Origin of the sequence: Williamwhitmania sp. (assembly GCA_035529935.1) — a bacterium.
GTDB lineage: Bacteria > Bacteroidota > Bacteroidia > Bacteroidales > Williamwhitmaniaceae > Williamwhitmania.
Window position 1 is genome coordinate 1 of the sequence record DATKVT010000026.1, and the last position, 9,875, is coordinate 9,875.

Below are 9,875 nucleotides of genomic sequence, written 5' to 3' on the forward strand. Positions count from 1 at the left end.
TAATTTTATTTCTGTATTTTTGCCCATGTTGTGGTTTTATTCGCAAAACAAATCTACAACATCGGGGCGAAACCTTCGGGGAGTAGCCCTTTATTTATTCAACTAGCTTTTAAACTGCTTTTTTTTGTCGGACAGTAGTGTTAACTTTTATAAGTTTATGATTTCTGTTATTTTATAATAACAATTTTAATTTCATCAAATCTTTAGTGTCCTTTAAAACGGCACGATAACCTCCAATATCTTGCATCCCGCCTAGTCCCATATTAATATTTAAATCAAGTTTATATTCGATTGATGCTAGACGTTTTAATCTTTGAGAAATCAATATTGGAACAATCTTATTTTTGTTTAATAACCTAACTAGTGAGTTTTTCATTACATTCAGGGGTGCATATGATTTGCTCGCCAAATATTAATGACTTCCATCGCAGTATTAATCTCCTCTTGACTCTTGGAAGTCAATAAAGTTTTACCAGCATTAGTTATCTGTTTTTTGCTTATCATAATAATCAATGTTTGAGTTTGTTACTGCTAATTTCCTTTAACTCGTTTCTAAACCTCACAAGATCATTCTTATGTGTCTATTTTGAGCGTTTAGGACTAGGGAGCGTCATCCTTTCCTATCAAAATTAACCCTTTTTCCCGTATTGCAGAAGGTCGATGCTAATTTCTTAATTCTTACCATTCATACAAAGAGTGTTCTCTATATTGGAGGAAACATAGCCTCACGATACGTTCAACGCCATCCGCTTGATATCATTGACGCCAATCAATTGGCTCATTACCATTCAGTTGGGCCGCAGCACCATGCTACTTATGCAGATGGGCTACAGCCCCGTTGAGGGTTGTATATGGATAATGTGATACGATTATTGTGCTTAGATTTCCCTTTTTACACTTCTTAAACCAAAACCATAGCTAATAGTAAAATAGTTCACAACGCCATTGTATCCGGAATAGGATTTAAATGGAATATTGATGCCGTAGCTTAACCGTATAAAGCTCAAATAGCTGATATAGATTAGGTTATTCATTCTTGGTTTGAATGAGATGTCGTAGTTGAAGCCAAAGGAGTAAGCGTAGAAATCCTTGCTTGTATTCTTAAGATCCGAGTAAATATATTCGTTTGGTTGGTTGTATTGCGAAGGGGAATAATCGGTATAAACCAGACCAACGTTGGGCGAGAATCTGAACCTGTCGATGTCCAGTATGTCATAGCCAAATGAAAGTTTTGCAGAAACAAGATCCAAAACAACCCCTTTGGTCCACTGCTTGTTTTCAACCACCAGATCCTGCTTTACCTTAGAGGAGCCAAGGTAGCAGCTGAGGATGTAGTTGAATCTTTCGTGTTTCCAAGCCAGACCAAGGGAGAACAAACCGCTTGATCCAAATTTACTGTATAGCTGGCCTGAATTAAAATATCCACCGAACCCCATATCCATAATGAAGTATGAAGTTGATGCAACTAGCTGGTATCGAATGTATCTCCTGATGTAGGTGTTGTAATTGCTGCTGGGATATTTTTTTAGGTATGCATTTGCCAGAGTGTTTAAGGTGTCCTGGTAATAGTTGTTATGTTCTTTTTGAATATTGATGTATCGTAGGTTTAGTATGAGAAAATCTTTTTTCTCAGAGTCGAGGTTGGAGCTATCAATATTGCTGATCAACTTCGCAATGTTGAGGCTTGTTGCCTCGTACACTTTCCGCTCCAGCAGGTCGTACGGCGGTTGGATTCTATAGCTGAAAGAGGCGTAGTAGGTAGAGTCAAACTGCTCGGTAGTTTGCAGAATATCGGCATAGTCCCTGGTCCAGTAGTCGAGCATCCACCTCTCGTATGGGTACAAGGCTATATAGTCCTTATTCTCCGTCTTGACCAGAAAATTCTTAACCTCCGCCACCTTTAATAGGTTGTTATCCAAGAAATTTGACAGCAACAGCTTCCTGCCGTTAGTAATAAGAATTTCTGTTTTATCCTCGTATGCAGATATGGCCTTGGCCAAGCTGTCCGGTTGTGAATACGCGCGAAAGCTGAGCAGGATCATCAGTGCTAGAAATCTGTATTTCATATTGCGCGGTTTAAAGTGGTTATAAACATCCATTCATCCACCATACTTTGATTAGTAACTATGGGACATTGGCAACTGAAATTCGAAACAAGTTTGTAGATTATACCTACCAAATGTACATAATCTTTGGCATATGCCCATTGATTATGCAGGAGGTTTTTTTAGGTGCAGTATGACCTAACCTATTTCAGCCTTTTGGTGATTGCGGCGTAATAAATAATTTGAAAATGAGACGATTTGGAATTTGAAAAATGCGCCAATTAGCCAATCCGGCAATACGCCAATTAAAAGTGAATACAGTTCTGCCCAGGAAGCCATAACAATTTGGTAATCCAGCATTAGCCTGACAAGTTTTGAGAATGAAGGTGACTGTAAAACCATGGTGATTGCGGTGCATGGAACAGCTGGTTCAATGAACACTATTTGAGCGTGCACCGCATGTTCTTGGAGGGTTCGCATTCCATGGGCTCACACCCAAGGCTATTCAAATTAAATCGCTTTGCGGTTGGTTCTTGAACGGAAAATATTTCGCCACAACAAACGGCGGGATTCAATTTATGGCATAAAGGAGACGAGACGCACCGCCGTGCGTCTCTACATTTGGTTTTATCCACTACACCATATCAATGGACGGATCTCCGCATCGCTACTGCTTCTTTTAACTTCCTCTAACTTCCTCTAACTTCCTCTAACTTCCTCTAACTTCCTCTAACTTCTTCCACTTCTCTATTTAATATCCTTTGTTTATTGCGGTGCGGGGTTGCTGTGGTGCATTGAACGGCATGGGTGTGCGCACCGCAGGTTGATGGCTGGTTTTCTTTCCGGGGGTTGTCACCCCCGGCTACCAAACTATCACCCTTTCAGGGTTAAATTCTTATGAAGAAATAGATTCTCCAATGGTCGGATTATACAACTTCTTCTAACCCCGCGTTGCGGGATCTCCGCTTCGCTACAACTTCTTTTAACTTCCGAATTACTCCCGTCTAACTTCAGTCTAACCTCTCTATTTAATATCGTTTGTTTATTGCGGTGCGGGGTTGTTGTGGTGCATTGAACGGCATGGGTGTGCGCACCGCAGGTTGATGGCTGGTTTTCTTTCCGGGGGTTGTCACCCCCGGCTACCAAACTATCACCCTTTCAGGGTTAAGTTCTTACGAAGAAATACATTCTCCAATGGTCGGATTATACAACTTCTTCTAACTTCCTCTAACTTCTTCCACTTCTCTGACTTCTACGTCTCCTTCTATCTTCCGTATATTTTGGTATCTTTGCGGCCTAATACCGTGTTCTGCATGAAGTTTGAGAGCTACCACATCCTGAATGAGATAAAGCGAAGCCTAGTCAAAATGGGATTCAACAGGCCAACCGATATTCAGTTTAAGGCCATTCCACCCATTCTTGCGGGTGAAGATGTTCTAGCCATTGCTCAAACAGGCACGGGAAAAACGGCAGCCTTTGCCATTCCGGTAATACACAACATTGGCTCTCGCAAGGCACAGGCCACAACTGGTGGCATAAAGTGTGTGGTTATGGAACCTACGCGCGAGCTGGCACTCCAGGTTACCCAAGTTTTTCAGGAGATTGGGCAGTTTACAAAGGTGAAAACCTTGTGTGTGTTTGGTGGGGTGGAGCAGGACCCTCAGATTGAACAACTCCAAAACGGCGTCGATATTTTGGTGGTAACGCCCGGCCGGATGTTCGACTTGGTAAGCCAAGGCTTCATCGACCTTAAAACGGTGGAGGTGCTCATTCTCGACGAAGCCGACCACATGCTCGACTTGGGCTTCATCAACGATATTCGCGACATTATCCGTTTTCTGCCTAAATATCGGCAAACGCTTTTCTTCTCCGCTACCATCGACGAAAAAATTAAAGACTTAGCCTACTCCTTGGTGCGTAAGGCCATCCGTATTCAAATTTCGCCTAATGACCCGGTTTCGAAGAATATAAACCACTCGGTTGCCTTTGTAAAGATGGATGACAAGCGCTTTTTCCTTGAGCGCATCATCAATGAGAATGTGGATAAAAAGATTCTGATTTTTGTGCGGACTAAGGTTCGCGCCGAAAGGGTGTCGGCGGCAATGCAGCGGGTGGGTATTCAGAGCGAAACGCTCCATGGCGATAAGCTTCAGGCAGACCGTATTAGCGTTTTAAAACGCTTTGGTACCGGTGAGGTAAAGGTGCTGGTGGCAACAGATGTGAGCGCTCGCGGTATCGATATTCCCGATGTGGACTATGTAATTAACTACGACCTCCCCGAGGTTCCCGAAAATTATGTGCACAGGGTTGGTCGAACGGGTAGGGGCGTTAGGCGTGGTATTGCCGTATCGTTCTGCAGCGAGGAGGAGGAGCAGCAGCTGTTGAAGGACATTGAGAGCTATACCGGCAATGCCATTAAGGTGCTCGATATTTCCAAGACGGAGTATGTGGAGACCATCGACTTTAGCGCCGAGGCCACCAACGATTGGAAATCGCTGATGAAGGAGGCGGAGGAGTTGGAGGCACTGCACAAGAAAAATGAGAAAAAGGCTCGAGCCAAGAAGCTCAGTAAGGCAAAGAAGAAGTAGCCTTGTTGGTCTTTTGCTAATACCTGCTCATTTGCTTAAATTGCGTGTTCGTCCGAAATAATTTTTCCGACCATACTACCTTTCTCATTTTTAGTGCAAAAAGTTGCAGTGATGAAAGCCAGGTTTGCATCCATTTACTTTTTGAGTGGAACGGGCAATAGCCTAAGTGCAGCGCACCTAGTAGCCAAAACACTTGAGCAGCATCAAATTCCTACGTCGGTAACATCCATCGATTTTAAGCTAGGTAGCATCCATAAGCAACAGGAGCGGGGCAACAGCTTGTTGGGATTGTGCTACCCAACCCACGGTTTTGGCGTGCCATGGGCAATGCTGAAGTTCATTTGGCAGCTGCCCTTTGCCAGAAAGGGAGAACGCTTCTTTTTGCTCAACACCCGCGCAGGAACTCGGATCTACAATGTCTTTATTCCTGGTATCTCAGGAATGGCTCAGCTTGTTCCATTGATAATTTTGCTTGTGAAGGGCTATGGGCTGTCAGGGTTACTTCCGTTGGATATGCCCTCCAACTGGATTTCCGTTCATCCGGGAATGGCTCCATGGGTATTTAACCCCATTGTGGAGCGGTGTAACCGAATAGCTACCCGCTTTGCCACCCGGATTGCCGAGGGGCGACGCTACCTGCATCCCTACGTGTTCATCTTTCTTCCGCTTGACCTCTTTTTGATACCAATAGGCATTGCCTACCAAGCGGTTGGTCGCTTTCTTCTGTCGAAAACATTTTTTGCAACCACCGACTGCAATGGGTGTAATTTATGCGTGGAGAAATGTCCTGTAGGTGCTGTTAAGATGGTTGATGGTCGTCCATTTTGGACATTCAGCTGCGAAAGCTGCATGCGCTGTATGAACATTTGCCCCAAGCAGGCCGTTCAAACGCCACACCTATTTGCGGCGGTGCTTATCACCATAGTTGCTGCGCTGCCAGTTACTCAATGGTTACACCAGCAACTTGGGCTCCTTATTCCGTCTGTGTATAACTCCTTTCAGTGGCCGTGGAATATCCTCATTGCCAGTGTGGTTAATATTCCAGTATTCTTTGTTGTCTACTACGTGTTTCATCTGCTAGTGCGATATGCTTGGATTAACAAGCTATTTCGCTACACCTCATTAACCTACTATTGGCGTCGATATTTGGCTCCCACCATTTCAGCGAAAGACTTTACTCGGAAATAAAAAAAAGCTTCACGAAGTCGTGAAGCTTAAGTAAAAAGTTCTGCGGGGTTATATACTCAGCTTATGCTAGTTTCACATTTACCGCATTCAACCCTTTTTTGCCCTCTTGAAGTTCGAATGTTACATCGTCACCTTCTTTGATACGGTCGATAAGACCTGTGGCGTGAACAAAATACTCTTTTTCTGTCTCATTGTCCTTAATAAATCCAAAACCTTTAGACTCATTAAAGAATTTTACTTTTCCGTTTTTCATAATGTGTAATTAAAATCTATTGTCAAATATAAGGCAAAAATTACGACTATACACATTTTCTTCAAAAATAATCTCTGATTATCAACTTGTCCACAAAATATTTTTTGAAGGTCAACGCGGAATGGTCTCCGATTAATTCCTTTTGGGCCTGCAGTTGGTTTTATTGTTACTATTCCTCGGCATCGGGGCCAAAAATGGTGAGCCGATACTTATGGTAGAAAAATGATACCACGAGAAGCAACACTCCCAGCGCAACCAGTACAGCGGTTTTTGCTATGGGGGTTAGGTGCGAAATGTCGTAGAAGAAGAACTTTAGCAACGTTACCGAGAAAAGAACGATGGCCCCAATTCGAAGGTGACGTTTCTTTTTCCACATGCCTAGCACTATCAAAAGAAAGGCGAAAATGCCCCAAAGAATGCTTAAACCAAGCTTGTATGAGTTGCTGTAACCACTCAAACTTAGCCAATTGATAAGTTCGCTGCTTAGAATCCACAGTGCCGAAAGCGCTACAAAAAGTTCCATCGGTTCTTTCACCTTGGCAAGCCAGCTGCGCTCTCTCGTCTCCAAAAAACCGAAGTAAAGCATGGTGGCAAAGAGCGCAATGGTTATGTAGCGCAATAGGTAGGGTGTAGAAATAGACGCGGCTCCACCAATTGAGCTATTGCGCAGCTCGCTGAGGTTGTAGAGTCCAGCCACAAGAAAGTTAAATGCGGTGAGCAGAGCGATAATCAGAAAGGTGGATGTAAATGCAATGGAGTTGATTCTTTTTCGGGCTAAGGCAATTGCTATCGATACAAACAGCATGGTGTAGTTGAGCATCCAGAGTTCACGAAACTTAAAGTTGATGCTGAACGAGTTGCTAAAATCGGTAGTTGGCTCTAGATTTATTGGGTAAACATGGTGTAAGAGCGCAATAATCTCAACGCGGAAGGTAAAGTATGCTGCAATTATGAGCATGGCTGGCAAAACAATTGCAAAAATCTTATCGAACTCGTTTTGCAACTCGCTGCGAACCTTTAGGAAAAGCCACAGTGCAGCTCCAAGTGCTGCAGTAAGAAGCATGGAACTTAAAAATTGAATGTTCAGAAAGGGTGTTAATGAATCCTCCTGGCCGTAAATGGTAGAAAGGTAGCTACCCCAGTCGTGAATAATGCTGAAAAATGCTAGTAACAACAATGGATAGGAGAGACGGATATAAAATGGCTCATCACCTTTTTTACCAACCCATAGCAGCACAATTGCTTCGCCGGCCCAGAGCAGGGTAACCCAGTTTCCCTTAAGCTGAACCGGAATGGCAAGCGTAATAAATAGCAACACCATCCCTTGCAGCAGGCGCAAAAGGTTTTTGTCTACCATTCGCTTCTGGTATACAGCAAAGGCAACTCCCGCGTGTATCAATCCATTGATTACGGTGAATAGACCGAGAAAATCTTTTCCGGTTCCATGGCCTTTGAGCGTGGCATACCCTATGCTGAAAAAGATGAAGGAGTTGGCCAGCAGCACAACAATATCGTTGGCCGAGAATTTCTCCTCCCGTAGTAGCTTGTAGGCCAAAAAGGTGAGGTAAAAGGTGATGAAGAATATGGTGGAAAATAGCAAGGATAATCCAAAATGGGTATCAACGCTATACTTTATTGTAAACCATGAGAGGAAGATGAGCCAGGTAATACCAAAGGCCGCATTGTAAAGGGCTTTCCAGTATTGCTTGAAGGCAATGGCCAGAATGCCAATATTAATTATGGCTAAATAGGTAAACAGAACGGCAACCTTGCCAGAACCATCGCTTAGAAGGAACGGAACTGCATAGGCACCTACCATTCCAATGTGCGCAATTACCTGATTTCTGTAGGAAAGGGCCGACGCAACGGTAAGGATTGTAAACAGCAGCATAAGGCCAAATGCCACTGGCTGCGGGTAAAGGTCGTATAGGCTGTAGGCTAAAAAACTGATGAAATACATGATGGCCATGGCTCCACCTAGCAGCACTGCGCTGAAACTTTCAAACTTACTGCGAAGTTTAAAGGCGAAACCATAGAGAATGGCCCCGGCGAGGTAGCCCAGAACAATTCTCATTACCGGACTAATGAGGTTGTTTTCGATGATATACTTTGCCCCAACACCAACGCCAATAACGGTGATTGCAATTCCAATCTTGTTTATAAGGTTTTCACCAATAAACCGTTCAAAGCTGTTGCTTTGCTTTGGTGCTTTCTGTTCTATGATTGGTTTGCTTTCTATAGTTTCCGCTGGCATTTGCAATGTGGCAGGTTGCTCCTTAATTTTCGCCGGTTCTGGCGCAGGAGTAACCTTCGCCCTATCTGCTTTTAAACGGGCCAGCTCACCCCTCATCTGCTCAAGCCCTTGCTGCATTTGGTCGAGCTGCCTTTGCAACTCATCAATTCTGTTGTTCTGTTCGGCCATGTTGCTTCGGTTTTGAGTTGGAATTCCGAATGATATATCTGGAGTAAATGTAGTAAAATGAAATTACTAAAGGCAGAAAAGGCAACGGAGAAGAGCCTTCGTTGCCTTTTCATAATTATCAAAATTTGCTCTGCTAGTAATCGAGAGCCAGTATCCTACCTTTAGTGAAGTTGAAGAAGGCCTCCTTCTCGGCCACCTTAACACCGGGCATAAGGTCGGCTGCAGTTTTTCCGGCGGCTTTCATGCACCCCGGGCAGGCAAATACGGTAATCCCCTTGTCGATTAGAATCTTAAGCGATTCCTGTGCCGATGGGAAGGTGGGGTAGGTGATGTCCTTTGCATCTTTCAGCACAACCTCAATTCCCTTGATATCGAAGTATACCAGCACATCCTTGTCCATGGACATCATGGTGGCCATCTTTAGCGCCATCACTACGCGGTGTGGGTCATCGAAGCTGTGCGAAATGTGGATAAACACGCCATCCTTTACCTTGTTGACGTTAGGGGTGTCCGCCATATTCATGGTAGACATCTCGTGAGGTTGCTTTTGGTTGCACCCAAATGCAACAAGCACAAGTAGTAGCGAGAAAATTAGTCCTTTTTTCATAGTTTTAGTTTATTGGGTGTATACTCGTAGATGAAATTTTAATGCACATAAGGTATTGCTTTTAATGTACAAAGTCAATAATTGATTGTAGCTGTTATCCAGTTGCTCACGTTGACGCGTGCCATTGTTTTTGAAATGATATCGTTTTTTGAAAACATGCTGTAGAATATGTTTTGAAAATAATGCACGGTGTATTCAGATATGTCATTTAGTGTATATTTGCACCCTGAAATTTTTTTAATAGAGCTATGGGAAGAATATTTGTTGCCGAGGAGTTTTGTCCTAAGAATCATTCATGTCCAACTGCCAGAAGGTGTCCTGTTGGCGCTATTGTCCAGAATAGTCCATATGAGGCACCCCGAATTGACGAATCGAAATGCACAAAATGTGGTCTCTGCACCCATTCCTGCATGGCCTTTCGCTGTGACGGCTGCAAGTAGCCCGGTGGCTGCTTAAGAAAAAAAATGCCGCGGTATTCGCGGCATTTCTTATTTTATCTAATTGCTAACGAAGAATTTTTCGAACAAAGGCCACCGTAAAGTAGGCCATTAGGAATACGCCCACAAAACCCTCCACACCGCAAACAATGCGAAGAGGACCGGATGGGTAAAAGTCGCCGTAGCCAATGGTAAAGAAGGTGATGGCGCTGTGGTAGAGCGAACGTTCAAACACCGTTAGTGTATCGGGATGGATGCCAGATGGGTTAATGTTTCCTTCGCCAACCGTTATGAAGAACATAAACACTCCACTGAAAAGGAGGTAAACGCTCATC

9 protein-coding genes are annotated in these 9,875 nt (G+C 43.7%); 2 read left to right on the forward strand and 7 right to left on the reverse strand.

Annotated elements, in window-relative coordinates; genetic code table 11:
* Positions 1 to 172: 172 nt before the first annotated feature.
* From VMW01_01585 to VMW01_01595, 3 genes are all read right to left on the reverse strand, one after another.
* Complete coding sequence (locus tag VMW01_01585) at positions 173 to 376, reverse strand: hypothetical protein (GenBank protein HUW04926.1); 204 nt, start codon at positions 374 to 376, stop codon at positions 173 to 175.
* A 502-nt stretch (positions 377 to 878) separates the two neighbouring features.
* Positions 879 to 2,066: a hypothetical protein gene (locus VMW01_01590; protein HUW04927.1), complete on the reverse strand. Its 1,188-nt coding sequence runs from the start codon at positions 2,064 to 2,066 to the stop codon at positions 879 to 881.
* A 177-nt stretch (positions 2,067 to 2,243) separates the two neighbouring features.
* On the reverse strand, positions 2,244 to 2,405 hold the full coding sequence (locus VMW01_01595) for a hypothetical protein (protein ID HUW04928.1): 162 nt from the start codon (positions 2,403 to 2,405) through the stop codon (positions 2,244 to 2,246).
* 953 nt (positions 2,406 to 3,358) lie between these two features.
* Here VMW01_01595 and VMW01_01600 point away from each other — a divergent pair.
* Both VMW01_01600 and VMW01_01605 read left to right on the forward strand, forming a co-directional pair.
* On the forward strand, positions 3,359 to 4,633 hold the full coding sequence (locus tag VMW01_01600; GenBank protein HUW04929.1) for a DEAD/DEAH box helicase: 1,275 nt from the start codon (positions 3,359 to 3,361) through the stop codon (positions 4,631 to 4,633).
* A 111-nt stretch (positions 4,634 to 4,744) separates the two neighbouring features.
* Positions 4,745 to 5,821, forward strand: coding sequence for an EFR1 family ferrodoxin (locus VMW01_01605; GenBank protein HUW04930.1), 1,077 nt, complete (start codon positions 4,745 to 4,747; stop codon positions 5,819 to 5,821).
* A gap of 61 nt (positions 5,822 to 5,882) precedes the next feature.
* Here VMW01_01605 and VMW01_01610 read toward each other — a convergent pair whose 3' ends face one another.
* The 4 genes from VMW01_01610 to VMW01_01625 all read right to left on the reverse strand — a co-directional run.
* A complete protein-coding gene (locus VMW01_01610) occupies positions 5,883 to 6,074 on the reverse strand; it encodes a cold shock domain-containing protein (protein HUW04931.1) in 192 nt (63 codons plus the stop codon).
* 169 nt (positions 6,075 to 6,243) lie between these two features.
* Positions 6,244 to 8,496 (reverse strand): DUF2339 domain-containing protein, encoded by a 2,253-nt coding sequence (locus VMW01_01615; GenBank protein HUW04932.1) that lies wholly within the window; start codon positions 8,494 to 8,496, stop codon positions 6,244 to 6,246.
* Positions 8,497 to 8,629: 133 nt separating this feature from the next.
* Positions 8,630 to 9,103, reverse strand: coding sequence for a DsrE family protein (locus VMW01_01620; GenBank protein HUW04933.1), 474 nt, complete (start codon positions 9,101 to 9,103; stop codon positions 8,630 to 8,632).
* Between the two features lie 504 nt (positions 9,104 to 9,607).
* Positions 9,608 to 9,875 (reverse strand): ion channel (locus tag VMW01_01625; protein HUW04934.1); only part of this gene is annotated, 268 nt, incomplete at its 5' end.

What these genes read in the sequence shown, in the direction of transcription:
- VMW01_01585 (HUW04926.1), bottom strand. Translation starts at nt 376, where the DNA reads ATGAAAAACTCACTAGTTAGGTTATTAAACAAAAATAAGATTGTTCCA.
- VMW01_01590 (HUW04927.1), bottom strand. Translation starts at nt 2,066, where the DNA reads ATGAAATACAGATTTCTAGCACTGATGATCCTGCTCAGCTTTCGCGCG.
- VMW01_01595 (HUW04928.1), bottom strand. Translation starts at nt 2,405, where the DNA reads ATGCTGGATTACCAAATTGTTATGGCTTCCTGGGCAGAACTGTATTCA.
- VMW01_01600 (HUW04929.1), top strand. Translation starts at nt 3,359, where the DNA reads ATGAAGTTTGAGAGCTACCACATCCTGAATGAGATAAAGCGAAGCCTA.
- VMW01_01605 (HUW04930.1), top strand. Translation starts at nt 4,745, where the DNA reads ATGAAAGCCAGGTTTGCATCCATTTACTTTTTGAGTGGAACGGGCAAT.
- VMW01_01610 (HUW04931.1), bottom strand. Translation starts at nt 6,074, where the DNA reads ATGAAAAACGGAAAAGTAAAATTCTTTAATGAGTCTAAAGGTTTTGGA.
- VMW01_01615 (HUW04932.1), bottom strand. Translation starts at nt 8,496, where the DNA reads ATGGCCGAACAGAACAACAGAATTGATGAGTTGCAAAGGCAGCTCGAC.
- VMW01_01620 (HUW04933.1), bottom strand. Translation starts at nt 9,103, where the DNA reads ATGAAAAAAGGACTAATTTTCTCGCTACTACTTGTGCTTGTTGCATTT.